The organism is Klebsiella sp. 141240, assembly GCF_050600805.1.
GTDB lineage: Bacteria > Pseudomonadota > Gammaproteobacteria > Enterobacterales > Enterobacteriaceae > Klebsiella > Klebsiella aerogenes.
This window is the reverse complement of sequence record NZ_JAQIRK010000003.1, coordinates 92,699-109,017: the sequence shown is the minus strand read 5'-3', so window position 1 is coordinate 109,017 and position 16,319 is coordinate 92,699. Positions and strand designations below refer to the sequence as shown.

At 51.7% G+C, this 16,319-nt stretch carries 9 protein-coding genes; all 9 read right to left on the bottom strand.

Annotation, left to right across the window (positions count from 1 at the left end; translation table 11 throughout):
* Positions 1 to 27 precede the first annotated feature (27 nt).
* The gene (tssA, locus tag PGQ95_RS06300) at positions 28 to 1,599 is read right to left on the bottom strand and encodes a type VI secretion system protein TssA (RefSeq protein ID WP_087859427.1); all 1,572 of its coding nucleotides are present in this window, start codon (positions 1,597 to 1,599) and stop codon (positions 28 to 30) included.
* Positions 1,599 to 5,045 (bottom strand): ImcF-related family protein, encoded by a 3,447-nt coding sequence (locus tag PGQ95_RS06295; protein WP_430917339.1) that lies wholly within the window; start codon positions 5,043 to 5,045, stop codon positions 1,599 to 1,601. Before PGQ95_RS06295 ends, tssA begins: the two co-directional genes overlap by 1 nt.
* Entirely contained in the window at positions 5,032 to 6,201 is a 1,170-nt protein-coding gene (locus PGQ95_RS06290; protein ID WP_430917337.1) for a hypothetical protein, read from the bottom strand. Before PGQ95_RS06290 ends, PGQ95_RS06295 begins: the two co-directional genes overlap by 14 nt.
* A 4-nt stretch (positions 6,202 to 6,205) precedes the next feature.
* Positions 6,206 to 6,472 carry a PAAR domain-containing protein gene (locus PGQ95_RS06285; RefSeq protein ID WP_430917335.1) on the bottom strand — a complete coding sequence of 89 codons (267 nt, stop codon included), beginning with the start codon at positions 6,470 to 6,472 and terminating at the stop codon, positions 6,206 to 6,208.
* Positions 6,473 to 6,631: 159 nt separating this feature from the next.
* Positions 6,632 to 9,520 carry a T6SS effector BTH_I2691 family protein gene (locus tag PGQ95_RS06280; protein WP_430917333.1) on the bottom strand — a complete coding sequence of 963 codons (2,889 nt, stop codon included), beginning with the start codon at positions 9,518 to 9,520 and terminating at the stop codon, positions 6,632 to 6,634.
* Between the two features lie 13 nt (positions 9,521 to 9,533).
* Positions 9,534 to 10,529 carry a DUF4123 domain-containing protein gene (locus tag PGQ95_RS06275; protein WP_430917331.1) on the bottom strand — a complete coding sequence of 332 codons (996 nt, stop codon included), beginning with the start codon at positions 10,527 to 10,529 and terminating at the stop codon, positions 9,534 to 9,536.
* A gap of 10 nt (positions 10,530 to 10,539) precedes the next feature.
* Positions 10,540 to 12,909: a type VI secretion system Vgr family protein gene (locus tag PGQ95_RS06270; protein WP_430917733.1), complete on the bottom strand. Its 2,370-nt coding sequence runs from the start codon at positions 12,907 to 12,909 to the stop codon at positions 10,540 to 10,542.
* A 113-nt stretch (positions 12,910 to 13,022) separates the two neighbouring features.
* A complete protein-coding gene (tssH, locus tag PGQ95_RS06265; protein WP_430917329.1) occupies positions 13,023 to 15,653 on the bottom strand; it encodes a type VI secretion system ATPase TssH in 2,631 nt (876 codons plus the stop codon).
* A gap of 171 nt (positions 15,654 to 15,824) precedes the next feature.
* Positions 15,825 to 16,316 (bottom strand): type VI secretion system effector Hcp, encoded by a 492-nt coding sequence (gene hcp / locus PGQ95_RS06260; RefSeq protein WP_047067878.1) that lies wholly within the window; start codon positions 16,314 to 16,316, stop codon positions 15,825 to 15,827.
* Between the last annotated feature and the right edge of the window lie 3 nt (positions 16,317 to 16,319).

Here is a 16,319-nt window from a genome sequence, read left to right as displayed (position 1 = left end):
CGTTATTCATCCATGACGATCGGGCTTTTAAACACAGAGTACCGCCGCGCGGGCGGGATTAATGGCGATCAATTCCGCCAGTAAGCGGTCCATCAGCGGCTGCAAACGATTTTTGTCCGTTTCACTGCGCCCGGCCTTACCCCGCAAAAGTCGAAGATGACGGGCCCAGACCTCAAACAGCAGCTCTGGTTCCCATTGCGCCAGAGAAAGTGTGGCGGCCTGCGCGTCAAGATCCGCCAACAAATGCTGCGCCAGTTCATTTTTTCCAGTCTGTTCGGCAACCCTCGCCATCAATAATCGCAGCAGCCAACGGCTTCGCGGAGTCGTTATTCCTGGACGATGCTGTAACCAGGACAGCGCCGCATCGGCTCCCTCGCTGTCGGCTAGCGCCAGCGCTTCGGGCTCCAGTTGAAGGATAGGGTCATCGCCGGAAGCCGTTACAGCGCCAGACACGGCATCGTCCCGGAAGGCGGCATTATCCAGCACCAGTTGCTGAATCCAGTTTTGGGTCACCTCATCGGCAAACGGCGTGCCGTCGTTGAACGCCAGCTCCTCCAGGCCAATTAAGCGAGCCAGAAGTCCTTGTAGGTCATGTTGAATAATATTGGCTTCCGCCTCGCGCCCGGATTTCAGCAACGCCTGGTGAACATACCACTGCAAATCCAGCCACAGATGATTCGCTGCGCGGGAAAACATCTCGCTGGCCTGCTCCAGCAGCTCCAGCCAGCTCTGCTGCAGATACAATCGCTTCAGCAACGCCCGCTGATCAGGTTTTGGCGGATCGATACGGGTCCTGCCGTCCGCCAACAGAGGGGGTAATTGGTGCAGCGTGTCATGGCGGATACTTCGTATCAGGTGATAGGCAGAGAGCCAACCGTCCGGTCGATCGCTGAGATATTTTGCCAGCACCCGCGCCTGTGTCAGAAGTTCCTGACCAGACGTAATCGTACCTGTCTGCGGCGCACTACTGACTGCTGCCGTTAGCGGTGTATCGCTGATATTCTGCGGTACTACGGCCTCCGGGCCGCCGGATTTCATCAACCGGGTTTCGAGGACGCCGCACAGCGCGCCGGGGACGGCCCCCTCTTCTGCCTGCTCGATAAGCAACAAGGCTCCGGTAATGCGCATCGCGACGCTATTATTCACTTCGGGGAATAGCGAGAGGCTGTCGAGCATTCGCTGGCTGGCCAGCCAGTCAAGAGCCGCTTTTCTGCTGCGCTCCCGCTGCGGGTGCAGATGAAGGCCAAAACGCTGCATTAACCCCGCCAGCAATTCCAGCCCATCGGCCAGGCCGGCTTCGCCATCGCGATGCAGGCGAGCCCAGGCGTAGTAGGAAGCGACGCGGATATCACGAGTCACGGTCGTTAACAGTTTTTCCGCAAGCTGGCAAATGAGATCGGTATCCGCTCCCGAAAGCTTATTCACCTCTTCGCGCATCAGCTGGAAATCATCGTTATAGCCAGGGTCGTTGCCGGTCGGCGAATCGGCTGCGACTGGCTGCAGCCAGCTTTCCCATAGCAGCAGACGTTGCTGCGTTTGGGCAACCAGCGTTTCAGGCACGGCCTGGCAAGCATTAATCAATGTAAGAACCGATGCCATTAATAAATATCCTCCCCTCGGCTTTCACTCTCCAGGTCACTGTCTGTCGTTTCTGCGCTGACCATAAAAATGGTCTCTGGCAGGGTAAAGTTGCGCAGCGCCAACAGCGCCAGCGGCCCCTCGCCGGCTTCGGTACGGAGCGTATAGTTCAGCATCAGTCCATCCGGCGCTTTCCAGCTCAGGCTCCAGCTACTGCCTGTGCCCGGATAAGCTCTCACCGTGGCTTTATCCAGTAACCGGATCCAGCCCCACGCCCCGGTCAGGTCAGCGTACTGGCGTGTTCCCGCCCGGGTGCTGATCCAACTTAAACTGGCCCCCGGCGCTTCGGTGTCCGCCGGCCAGCTAAAGCGACGCCAGGTCGGCATCTGGTTCATGTAATTCAGTTTTTGACGATCGACCTCCAGCATTGTTTGCATCACGCCTTCCGCGGTTCCCGGACGCAGTTCGAAGTGCATTCCAGCCTCGCCGTTGGTAAATGCCACATCCGCAATATGGCTCAGGGTATTCATCGCGCGCAGGAAGGCTGGGTTAAATGTCAGCCCCTGGGCATTGATGCTGTCCGCCACCCAACGGCTTCCCTCTTTATGCAGCACCCCATTAAGCCGGGTCTGCAGGAAATGACTGATGCGGCCACTTTCTGCGTTGAGATACTTCGCCAGCAGAGGTAAAGAGACCTCGCTGCTCACATTTTTGAAGGGATAGCGCCCGCCGAATGCCCGGTTCCAGTCATCAAACACCGCGCTACGCCAGCGGGCATTGAGGCTTTCTGCCGCCGGAGTCAGCACCTGCTGCCAGGCTTGCTCCATCGGGCGGACAAACACCGTTTGGCCGAAGCCACGCCACTCCTGCCCTAGCCCTGCCGCCACCAGGCTACCGTAGTCTCGGGTGTCGGTAAGATCCACCGCCCGACCTTCAAAAACCGTCTGCGCCAGCGCCAGCGTCATCGCCTGCGGATCGGCCGCATTAGTCACCTGCTGCAGACGCAAACGAACCTGTGTCACGCGGGTCAGAAACGTTTGTAGATTCAAACGACTACCAGACATGCTGCCATCGCGATTATCCATCAGGGCGAGCACCGGGCCGAAAGTCGCATCCAGTGGCCCCCGCAGGCCGCCTTGCTGATCGATAAGCGGCTGATCTTCACGGTTAAACAAATTTTTCGCTGATTTGACCAGCGAATCGGTTATCGCCTCGCCGCGCTGTCCGGTTCGTCCCTGTACATTCAAGGTATTCATCAACGCAATCAGCGGCGACTGACGCACATCCGCCATCAGAGTCAGCTGATCGATGGCATCCGACAGCGTGGCGGCGCGCTGCCAACGTAGACTATTGAGAAAGTTCAGCCAGGCGCCGCTGAAATCGGCAAAATAGCGTTCCGCCAGGCGTTCGCGAAGCGCTTCCGGCGTCGCCGCCTGCGCTACCGGAAGCTGGTTATCGCTGAGCACCCAGTCGATTTCATCGCGGCGCGCGTTAACCACTTTATCAATAGCCGGCTGCACGGCATGCTCCCAGGCGTTGCGGGTGAACATACCCGGGACTACCGCATCGGTGGTATACAGGCGTGAGGCGTCGGTGTCACCGGTCATATCCGCCAGATGCATATCAGCATACTGGTTCGCCACCTGCGCCAACATTTGCTGATAGAGGGTGGATTCGCTATTACGTTTACCTAACTGGCGAATTAACAGTGTACGGGCCTGGCTGACCAGCGTGGGATCGGCCGGCAACCGCCACTGCGGATGTAACGCCAGGCTGGCTGCGTAAAATCTCAGTAGAGACGTTCCGCGGCCCTGCCAGAAGCCGTCCGTCACGCCATCCCGCTGCGGCCAGTTGCGCATCAGCTCGCGAGCAAACCAGCCTGCATCCATTTTTTCCGGGCGGGCGAGCATGAGATAGAGCTTCAATTGGTTATAGGCGGTTTTAGCCAGCCGTTCACGTAGCGGACTTTCCGGCGGCAATTGCACGAAAGCCTGTAACTGCTGCTGAAGATGTTCCGCCGCCGCATCACGAACCAGCGGTAGCGCCATGACGCCGTAGCGTGGGTAGAGCGCCGCCAGCAAATCATCATTCTGGCTTAATCCGGCGCGCGCGTACCAAGGCGCCCCGTGCGCTTTGCGGTATGTCAGTTGAGCCAGCGTTTTCTGCACGGCGGCCAGCGCATGCAGGCGTTCGGCAAGTGGCTGTTTTTGCGCTGCTGCTCGTTGCACCTGCTCCTGCGCTGTGACCAGCAAATGGCGGTTGGCCGCAAAAGAGACGAACATAGCGCCTCCCCACAACAACATCAGCACCGCGCTGATAACGGTCATGATTTTTGCTAGAGAATAACCCGTTTTATGGGCTTTCAGTCCCGCGGGTAACGTCGCAAGCGACTCTAGCAGAACATCCCAGCGATTATCCTTCCGCCAGTAATGATCCGCGCCATGGGAGAGCTCCTGGACCTGAGATCCGAACATGATACCGGCCAACGGCAAAGGCCGCGCGGGTGACAAGAATGCGGATAAGGGACTAACAATAGATTCAGGAAACCGGGTCAATTGCTCGGCAAGGCGCAATAAAAATGCGTCTTCATGGCTGTCACTTACTGAGTGTATTCCACGAGCGATCAGCTGCCCGGCCAGATTATCCACCAACTGACGGAATTGCTCTGGCGTGCAATTGGCAGGCAACAGGCAACCTATTGATTGTGTTATTTGTCCTCGTCGTTCCCCAGCTCGCGGGTGTAAGGACCAGACGTATAGCGGTAGACGCCTGCGCTGCTGAACATAACGGGCATTCAGGGTATGGGCGATGCTGTCTATATCCATAGTGGATAAAGCCGGAGTTATTGCATCCCCACTCAGCACGGTCAGCTGGTCGAAGGCCGATGTTATCCATATGACGCCATCGGGTTGGCGGCGAAGCTTACAAACCGCATTACGCTTGGTGCGATCGCCCTGTTTTGTCAACTCAGCGTCCCACAGCAAAACGGTTCCATTCGCCTCAAGCCAGTATTGATCGATCAGGCCAGGAATAGCTTGCTCCACATCAGCGCTTTTACCCGTCACCATCAGGATACGAACTTTCGACGGCCAGAAATAACCATACTGCTGTTTCAGGTAGTCGTTTAATTCAGCGTAATACCTATTTTCTTCGCCATTGGTTTCATCATTTTCAGGCGTGCGGTAGGTATGTAGCGCTGAAAAGCGTTTCGCCAGGTATGATGTCGATGGATTTGCTTTGGTTGCATAAGCGTAGCGTTTGAATACTGAAAAATAGGAATTTAATCTAAGGAGTTTAAATGCGCATAAAAAAACAAACATAAAAGCAAACCAGCAAGATACTTTCCCGGCCTTACCTGTCAGTCCAAAATCATCTCCCCATAAATGTATTGCTATTGCAGCCAAAATGCCAATCACGCCGACCAATATGGCAACACCCAGTAATCTTAGTAAACTATATTTTTGCATCGCGCTTCCCCAGGATCTTTATTTTAGATAGCACGATCCCAGCCTCATCCTCTGACGCAATAAGATTTACAGAACCGTTATCACCTGATGATGCCAGTGATAGAGATAACGCTGCCCACATATTATTTCTTCCCTGCCTACCCAGTATAAATTCCGTGAAATGATGTCTGACTTTTTCTTCACCATTATTAGCATTGAGAATTTTAATAGCTTGACCTAATGCTGCTTGATTCTTAAGTTTACCAATCCATATTTTTTCGATAATACCCGTAGACGACTGAAAGTTGAGAACATCTGCCAGGTCTTGAGTTAACCCAGCGGAATTTGTCGCCATCGCACGATAAATTCTGATTTTTTCCTTTAGCTGTTCATTCTTATCTGTTGCAGGAGGTGCGCAAAGCCACGCGCAAACACCATCGCTGGCACTATTTGCCCCATTACCGACAAGCGAAACCAGGGGATCATAAGTGATAATTAAGCGAAAGTTATTATCGGTATAATTAAGCCATTCATCAATTTGCTCAGCATAGTGAGTCATCATCCACGCAGGTGTTTGAATGCTCTCCTCCTGCATCCCTAATTTTCGCCATGCCAGCGTGAAGGATTGCCATGCTGCAGTATCAAGAGGCATACCCATAGGGAAGACAACTTTCAATTTATTCTTTTTTGCTAATGTAATTAAAACAGAACGTAGTGGTGAAAGCAGTTCGTAAAATAATGTATTATAATCAACGTTAACAGGAAACATCACCGGTTGTTGCCCGATAATGTGTATCTCACCGCCTTGTTTCAGGTTCTCAACTTGCGCCTGCTCCGGGAACATGAAGTGATAATCTACAATACTGATATATTCCGACGCCCACGCAGAGTAAATCTTGTCCAATGCAGCATTCTCTGCCTTAATTACTGCATTTTTTTCAAGACAAATACCAAGCTGAAATGAACGCCATCCGGCGAACAGCAAAAGTATAGCCAGATTGCTTGCACATAATATAAGCGCATACAGGACAGAATTCGCATCATGCGTAAAATAATACCATGAGACACATGCAACCGCGATCGAAATTAGAGAGACAATGAAGAATAGTGTCATTTTTCCCCATGCGACTGGTGACACATCAATTAATTTTTGTTTCTCCGGTATATTCCAGGCCATTATATTATCCTATTCCCGTATCAGACAGACTAGAGATAACATAACAACCGCACAGGCATGCACAGTGATCAACGGCAACGGGTTTGTTATCGGATATCCACTGAAGACAACCCTCAATAATATAATTCTCACCATGGCCATCTAGCGGACATATTACTTTATCACCCAACAAAGCAACTGGTTGTCCGTCAACGATCGTTGTTGACGATGCCGAAATGACACGGCCACCACTATTTAGCCGATCATTTAACCTCACAACACCTGTTAACATAAGCTTTCAATAATCCTTTACAAACAGTTTCCGTTAATATTACTCAATTACTGCGTAAGGTCGCCACAATAAGCTGAAGAGAGATAGATGGTTGAATAGTTCAGGTTTATACGCCCTATTACTTCATCAATCAATACCTGTTGCCAGTACAGAAACAACTTAACCCTTATAAATAGGGTATGGTGATCTCTTTTTCCATTCATCCTGTTTGGTTTTTTCCTCTAGTTTAGAAACTAGCGGATCTTTATAAAGTGGATAAGATGACTCCTGAATTATTACATCTTGTTTAATCTCTTCTTGCGGTTCCGCCATTTTACTTAGCGCATATTCTAATGACTGCTGGCAGCGAGCTATTTCAGTACTGATGTCCTCTGCAGTAAAATCATCGGTGTTTTTTTCACACTCATTGCCAAAGATGCCTTGTTCAAACCACTTTTGCAGCTCATCGCGAGAATAGTATTGCGTCGCGACATAATCAACGAGCATGATCAGCAGCGACACTTGCCAGGAGGAAAGTAATCCTACCCATTCGATAGCTATTAGTGGACTGAGTGCCGGCTTTACCAGTCTTCCCAGCCATGTTCCGCGCGAAGCAACGGCGGTTTCCCAGCCAAAGCGGGCAATCAGCGCTTCCAGCAGCTTACCATTCGCTTTAAATATCGCTGCGAGATCGCTCAGGACTTTTACACTATAAAGACCAAGGAATAATTCTCGTTGTTCTGTATTATATTCTTGATACACCTTAGCTACATCCAGGCCAAGCAAAATGGCCGACGCAATCATCGTGCAACCGGCGCCCGACATTTTCAGATACTGCAAGCCATTTTTCCCCTGCCAGGCCTTTTCCATTGCAGGCATAGCTACATCGATGATTCCGCTGGTCGTCACAAGGGCGGAGCTGGCGATTTTCGCCTGGCTGGCGGCATCCCCATTGTTGTGACGATACAGATTGCCAAGTTCGTAAATATTCAAGAAAGTTACCAGGATTCTGATGCTGGTCGTCTTAAATGCCGCTGCCCCCTCCTGCTCCCGACCATACTCGGCAAAGGATTCATTCAGTTTGGCAAACCGTTCTTTGGCCGAATTAAGATTAGACTGTGCTTTGGGCTTATCCGGATTATAAAAAACGTTGCCGGCAACATAGGTATGACGTTCATACATCCAGCCAAAATACCGGCTGGCAAAGGCTTTGGTTTGCGCTACGGTTTTCCCGGCTGCAAGGGAAAATATCGCATGGGTAATAACGCCGCGTATATTATCCAATATTCGGCCGATTCCCGTGGCCGAAAAAATTCGTGCGCCGACGGTCGCCATATATTGGTCCATACTGTAAAGCACTTTTTGCGATAGTACGGCATTCTTAGCTAAATTACTTTTCAGGGCATCCGTGGCTTTTTCAAAACCTTTAAAAATCTTAATCAGCTTAACACTATTGGCGTCAAAGAATTCAAGAACCTGCTCCGGCAGTACCACGTCAGTTTCCGCCTGCCGGGCAAGGGTAAGTAATGCCTCGGCTTCGGCCATGATTTCCGGGTTATTATAAAAGTGCGTTCGCCAGACCAAATTCTCCGCATTAGCGGTACTATATTCAGCAATCCAGCGATCCAACAGTAGTTGGCCGTGGGGATGGATATCAATACCCGAAATCGCGAAGGCGACTATTTCACGGTAGCTAAGATTATCGACCGGATCGTTTGAATTGAAATCCTGCGTCTCGGCAATAAATAAGGGGGTTTGTAACCACTCAATACGGAACTCAATTAACCAGGTCAGCAGGTTACTCACTCGCGTAGTCAGTAAATCGACGGTTTCATTAAACGAACCCAACCGCGTTGGATTCAACATCCAGTCGTATTTCTCCAGTTCGTCTTCGGCGATGCTGAACGCCCTGAAGTCTATATAACCACGCGTATTCCAGGTTTCAAAATCCTCACGGCTACGAATATCCCGTATATCAGTACCATCATTTTTTTTATCCTCAAGATATCGTCGATATGTCTCATCCATCGCGGCTTGATCCAGCCGCGTTTTTTCAAGGCGTTCGGTTAACTGCGGATAATTACTCTTGATAATAAGCTGTCTTACACCATTAATAAGATTCAGGGTCGATAATTCAACTTGCCGCTCGTCGGAAAATTTCTGCTGTAACGCTAAAATACCGTTAGACCAGCCGGTGAGTTCATGGATTATACCCGTGGCATCATGTAATGCCATCATCAAAGGCTTAATCGGCGTACCCTCAGCGCTGACCCCTCGTTGCTGCATTTGCTGCAGCGTACTTCCTACCCCGCGACTAGATCGCCAGGGGTATAAGGTCCACTGCGGCTTTATCGCAGAGCCCGCTTTTATCTCCTCTCCCCATAACGAGGCTCGCCAGCGCCGCCATTGCGGCAGCGTTTCATCGCACAGATGATATTCATATTTGGAAAAATAACTCACTTGATCAACAACCCCGTCATAAGGAAGTAGTTGGGCCGGACTTAATTGATTTCCCCGCATAGGGATATAATCAAGCACCGACGACAAACTGTCTTCCGTCGCTTCCGTTACTGGAGCTGTTGATGTTGGCCTATCCCAGTGCGATTGGCTCAGGCATTGCATTCTGGCCTCGCGACGATCGCTGTCGTTTTGATAACTATCCAGCGTTGTCTTGCTCCATTGACGCTGGCTGAACGCTATCCAGATATCATTTTCCAGCACATGCGCAGGCAGGGTTATGAAATCTTTGCCGCCCTGATTGTAGGACCCTTTAATACAATCAGGTTGCGATTTCGGCTGCACGTTTTCAGCGGAAAGTTGTTTCCATAAGCTGCCATCATCGCTTACCGACCAGGCCTCCCATGAAGGTATATGCGGGTAGTAGATATAAATAAATCCCCGGCGCATAGCACGTAACGCATAATGATAGCCGTCGTGATGCGGATAATCACTCGTCGCCGGCCGCGCCCACTGTGGTAATTCCCCTTCGATACTGTCTGGCACCACAGCATAACGTACCGGTAATAATGCCGGCCCCTGCGCCTTACAATCGCATTGATGATTAGACATCCCTGTACTCCTCTTATTGTTCGCCCTGGTATTGATATTGCGTGCACTCTTCCTTTATTCGCTGCCATTGGCGCTCACTGAAATTTGCCACCCTTGCACGATATGTTTGATTGCTTTCTATTGGGCCTTTCTGAAGCGCCTGCAATAAATCTATATGGCGATCAAAATCGGGAGATATGGTTAAAGCATGCGTGCCATAAAGGGTCAAATCTTGTGGGTGATGAAATGGAAATTCCCATGCACGGCGGAGCGCCGGAATAATCCGGGTAAATACCTGCTGCTCGGAAAATCTCAACTCATTAATATATGAACAGCGATATTGGCACATAATGCGATTTACAATGCCGATAAACTGAATATCGCGCCAATTATCTTCACTCAATGACAGAGAATAAGATAATCTAATATTCTGTTGTTCCGCCCCCTTCCTTTGAACCCATTGACCATCTCCATCAATAGAAAACCAGGCTGCTAATGGTCCAAATAAACGTTGCTGCTGCCAGTTATCTAATAATGACCATAACGGCAGCGCGACGGCAGGATCATAAAAGCGTAGCAGCGTATCCTGCCCTTCACGCTCCTGCAGCGCGCTTTTCGCTAAATGAAGTGCTAATGCCTCCGGCGAAGTCGAACAAGAAAGCCAGCCACATATTAACCGGCCATATCCTTGAGTGATACTTTGCGGATGAATTTCATTACAAGCCAGCTCTGCGCTCATCTCCAGCAACAGCACATCATCAGCAATGGATAAATCGAGGGGAATTAAACGTGGTTCGAACTCCGCTGACAGATAACGAGGCGCAACAGGAACTCTGATATATTCCCTTGCCAGTAGAGGCGTATATAGCGATTGTTCTTGCTGACGAAATCTGGCGATCGCGGCGTCGATCATTAAAATACACAACTGATTTTTGGTGACAAAGCTATTATGAAGTTGCTGCTTGGTATTTTTAATCTTCAAGCGCAAGACATCTTCAGCATAATTACAATTTACTGACGCTTTCATCATTTATTGTTCTTTAATTAAAGGTTACCGTTGGACTTTGAGTTCCGCCAGCGGTATCCATGGCTGAAGCACAGGGTGCAGGGAGATCTATGCTGGAATGCAAGGACGCAGCCGCCATTTTTTGCAGGTTTGTACATTTCAGGCGAAGACTACCTGGAGCGCCGATTTCAACATCGCCATTTTTCAAGCGAATATAGGCGCCGCCGCAGTTCAGCAACAGTTCTGTCGCCGCCGAAATAATCACTTGTTCGTCTTTGCTGGCAATAGTGAGCGTTTTTTGGGCCAGAAGATCCAGTGCATCATTTTGAGCCTGAATGTCGACTTTACCTTTACCGGCATAAATTTTTATTCCCATCAATTGCGCAAATAAACTAATCGTTTCTTTCACCCCGAGACGGAATTTCTTGCCAATGCTGATATCCGCATTCGAGCCGGAAGTAACAATTAAATTATCGCCTGATGACAGCTGCATAGTGGCGGGAGTAACCTGCGCAATCCCGGCAGGGGCTGACAGTAACAGCGCCTGTTGTTTTAATTCCGCTAATGTTTCGGTCAGTAGTTGTTTTTGCTTTTCAATATCCGCCAGTTCAGCTTTTGCTTTCTCGGCGGCAGCACGAATACCTTCCACGTCCTGAAGCGCAGCCTGCAACACATCCTTCGCAGCCTGCATATCCAGCTGTAACCCTCCGGCTTTTGGTTGCAGATCGGCGCTAATAAACAGGCCTTTCCCCGCACGTATCGCCCCCCACGAATCAGTACGTAGTTCAAAGCCTTCCCCGCGTAGCGCGCGCTCGGCATTCACCTGATGCCCCAGATTCAGCTGTGTTTTACCGCCATATTCGGTACTGAGTTTGATATGCTCTTCACCGCGCTTATCCTCCATCCGCAGCTTGTTGTTGGTCGGCGTGCGGATCACGTTGCGCGTACTGTTCTTTTCCGTCACCAGATCAACATGGCGGGAATCGTGTAAGGCATGTGCGATATATGGGCGGTCCGGGTCGCCTTCATGGAAGGCGATTGCCACTTCCGTTCCCTGGATCAGTGGGAAATGAAAACCGTACTCGTCACCACCGTAAGGTTTGGCGAGGCGCACCAGCATACTTTCCCGTCCCGGCGACTTTCCGTCCCGGTCGGCGTCAAATTTCACCCGATACAATCCGCAGGCATCCTGCCAGGCATAGATATCACCGGTTTTAGCGCTGGTCACTCGTGCCGTCATCGTGCCGGTCACCAATGGACGCGGTAGCAGCGGCGGACGCCAACAGATTGTCTCACGGTATGGTACCGCCTGCAGGCTGACCTGCAGCGCGTCTTTGCGGCTGGCGCTTAGCGCAACGCCGGTGATCAACAGAGGGTCTTGCAATAATGCAGGTAAAGCCGGCGGCAGATTATCAATAAGAGTCAGGACTTGTGCCGGCGCTAGCCATGGCGCCGTGCTAACGCCAGTAACTAACGTTTGACTGGCCAGAAAACGCTCATGGTCGAGACGCGCGTAAAAGTTGGCGGTTTCCACCTGCGGCTCGATTTTGTCTCCGCGCGCCAGATGACGCGGCTGGTAGTGATACACTTCGCCATACGTGTTGCCTTCGCCATCCCCGCGAGTCATGTCCGCAGGCGCTGACTGAAGGATGCTCTGCGCGTCTCGGTGGTTATAATCCCGGGTGATAACACTCGCTTCAACCACGTTATGCGTCGAACTCAGTCCCCAAATCGATTCTTCTCCGCTGTCGCTCATCCCTGATGGGCTATTAACCGGAAGGGTTTTACCAAAGATCAACGCGCGCTGCGCATCAGCAAAATGCACAACTTCGCTCTGCGCCTCCTGCTGCAAAGTGAAGTAATAAAATATGCCTACTTCGGCCAGCAAGCGCTGAATGAATGCCAGATCGCTTTCCTGATATTGGTTTATCTGCTCACGTTTTGGATAATTATGTTTGAGATTAAACTCATACTCCCAGCCGTGTAGGTTATGTTCCTGCAGGATCTGCACGACCACTTCCGGCACCGACTGGTTAACGAAAAACCGGTGGCTGCGAAATTGTTTATCGAGCAAGGATAAATACGGTTCCAGGGTGATCTGATAGGCAGCCTGATCGGCAGAGCTGCTGATGCGGCTGAAGGCGGTGATAACGCCGTGAACCCGCCGACTTTGCGCCAGGCTTCGTAGAATACCGCCCCCCATAGTCAGCGAGGCGGGTTTGCTCAGCATATGCTCGACATCAATATCTTTATCCGCGCTGGTAAAGCTGATGCTGTAATGATAAAGCTGGCTTAACATTTCTGTGCCGCTAAACGATTCCACATCAAGCGGCGATGGGCATGAGGGTATATCCAACTGATAGCGATTCAGGGCAATTGTACGTTCACCGATCAGCGCATCCATCAAACTCATTCTCTTCTCTCCATGAAGGCCTCAACGCCCTGCAAGTTTAGTTTTGCTTTTTCATCTCCCGCGCCATAACGTTTATTACCGTCACTGGCGCGGCAAAATAACCATCAGGCCTCGCGGAACTCTATAACCACTCCGCCGTCTTCATCGACCCCCAGGAACAGATGCTGAGGTTTTTGACCTGCCGCTATATGGCTTAACAGTTGCTGACTCAGGACCGGAAGGATTTGCTGATTAAGCAGACTATCTACGTTCCGTGCGCCGGTATCAGGCAGCAGGCAGGCATCCGTCAATGCGTCATAGAGGCCTTCAGCTACCTCAGTTGTCATACCGTAATGACGATGCAAACGCTGACAGACCTGCTCGAGCTTCATGCCGACAATCCTGCGCATTGCTGGCTGGCTGAGCGGCTGATATATCACCGTCTGAAAACGAGCAAGTAAGGCGGGCTGAAAATGATCGCGCAACACGGGTCGCAACAGCTCATGCAATTCGGGACCCGTCGCTTGCGGCGCCTCCTCCAGCATTTGCATTAGCAGATCGCTACCGAGGTTTGAAGTCATCAGGATCACCGTATTGCGAAAGTCGATTTCCCGGCCTTCGCCGTCGCGCATAAAGCCGCGGTCAAACACCTGATAGAATAGATTCATCACATCTCGGTGGGCTTTTTCGACTTCATCAAGCAGCACCACGCTGTACGGCCGCTTACGTACCGCCTCGGTAAGAATACCGCCCTGCCCGTAACCGACATATCCCGGAGGGGAGCCCTTCAACTGAGAAACGGTGTGCGGTTCCTGGTACTCGGAAAGATTGATGGTAATAAGCGATTTCTCACCGCCGAAAAGCTCATCAGCCAGCGCCAGCGCGGTTTCCGTTTTGCCGGTGCCGCTCGGCCCCACCAGCAGAAATACGCCCTGCGGGCCGTGTTCAGACGCGAGCCCGGTTTTGGCGGCCCGCAGTCTCTGGGCGATGGCGCTCAGCGCATTATCCTGCCCCACAACCCGTTTACCAAGATTCAACTCGAGGCTTAAAACTTCGCTCTGCTCGTCCTTCAGTAATGAAGAGAGCGGAACCCCCGTCCAGTCGGCAATTACCGTCGCCACGGTGCGTACATCCACATCCAGTCCCAGCAGCGGGCTATTACGTTGTACATCGGCGAGCTGGCGCTGTAATTCGCCGCTCTCTCCCCGGCGTGAGGGGTCGGCCCGGCAAACCAGCAATTGCTCTGTCAGCTTCAATTCCTGGCCGTACTGTGTTTCCAGTTCGTCGAGCTGTAAAATGATGCGCACTTCTTCCTGCTCAATTGTCGCCAGCCGTCCATTGTCGCTATCGTTACCGAGTATGGCATCTTCCAACAGCGCCTGTTTTTCCAGTTCCAGCGCCGTGATTTGCCCCTTCATCCGCGTCAGCGGTTCCGGTACGGTATCGATACCCATGCGAATACGGGCGGATGCGGTATCCAGCAGATCCACCGCCTTATCTGGTAACTGTCGGCCGGTAAGGTAACGGCGGGAGAGCGTAACGGCCGCGCATATCGCTTCATCAGTGATATGCACACCATGGTGTTCGGCGTAGCGGGATTTCAGCCCGCGCAACATCAGGCAGGCGGTATCGTCGTCCGGTTCATCAACTTTGACCATCTGAAAACGACGCTCCAGCGCAGCGTCGCGCTCGAAGTACTGCTTGTATTCACTCCAGGTTGTCGCAGCAATAGTGCGCAGTTCGCCACGGGCCAGCGCGGGCTTCAGCAGATTGGCGGCATCCGCGCCTCCTGCCTGGTTACCTGCGCCGATAATGGTATGGGCTTCATCGATGAACAGCAGCACCGGTACGGGCGACTGCTGTACCGCTGCGATAATATTCTTCAGCCGCTGTTCGAACTCGCCTTTAACGCCCGCCCCGGCCTGCAACAAGCCAAGATCCAGCGTGCGTACCGTAACTGGCTTCAGGCTGTCGGGAACGTTACCCTCCGCGATACGTAACGCCAGCCCTTCCACCAGCGCGGTCTTGCCGACGCCAGGCTCGCCTACCAGTATTGGATTGTTTTTTCTCCTGCGTGACAGGATGTCTACCATTTGGCGAATTTCACTGTCGCGACCAAATACCGGGTCGATCTTGCCCTCACGAGCACGGGTGGTGACATCAAGAGTGAATTTATCCAGCGCGTTCTGTAGCGCAGGATTCAGCTCGCCGGCTTTTTCAACGGTTTCTGCCGGGCGGCCGACAAACTCGACGTCGCCAGCATGATTCAGTTCTTCTGATTGTAATTCCGGACGTTCATCTGATTGCGTATCCAGTAGCGGGCGCAGATGCTCAAGCTGCTTTTGCCCCAGAGTTAATAGCGGCCATAGACTATCGCAACGCACCCGGGCAGGATTATTGACCAGCGCCATCAGCAGATGAACGCTGCGAATAGACGTTTCTCCCGCCAGCGAAGCTCTCAGCCACGCCTCCTGCATCAGACTCTGAATGCTGCCGGATAGTTGCGGCCGACTATGCACCGAACGCGGTAGTTTTTCCAAAAAAGAGAGCAGGTCTTGCCAGATAGCATCCATATCCCACTCATAACGCCGCGCCAGCACCGTCAGGTCGCCCTCGCCCTGCTCTAACAGTTTCAACAGCCAGTGTTCGGGAAGAATTTGTGCATGCGCGCGGGCCTGACACAGCGAGGCTGCGCCTTCCAACGCACGGGCGCAGTAAGGGTTTAAACGGCGTAACAGGATGGCTGGATTTTCCATGAGACTCTCTCTTTATCGATTCCGGACACGCTACCGCCCATCGCTGTTTCCCGTTATACAGGAGACCAAAGCGCACGAGGTCGAGCAGGCAAATTGTGTTTTCTTTGCTAAGCACCTGCGATAACAGAGGCTTAGCAAAGAAAAGCAGACGGAAACCGTCTGCTTACGGGATTAGGCAGTCGTACGTTCATTCCATGAATCGGAATGAATGATGTTGCCGTCTTTATAGGTCCAGGTGATTTTTTCGTAGCGCAGTTCAATCTGCTCCAGATGATTGTGCTTCTCGTAGGCTGGATTCTTAATGTCGTGCATCATTGGATTAACTTTCACCACCTTCACGTTTTCCAGTTTGGTGTTGAAGTACTCGACTTCCTGACCGGCATCGTTGATTTTGTACCACTTGAACTCGGCAGATTTCAGGGTCTGGCCGGTGGTGACCGCCTTGTACAGGTACGGGCTGGAGGAGTCGATTTCCTTGGTAAACAGGAACGGCGTATGGATACGCGTGCCGGTCAGTTTGCCGGTGTTGTTATCGGTCGGGATGTACAGGTTATGTTCCTGTGCGACAACTTCAATGCTGCCTTCACGATCTTTCACATCCACGGAACCTTTGATGTCCGCGCCGCCATCATCCTTGAGCCAGAGATAGACTGGTATTGCCATGTT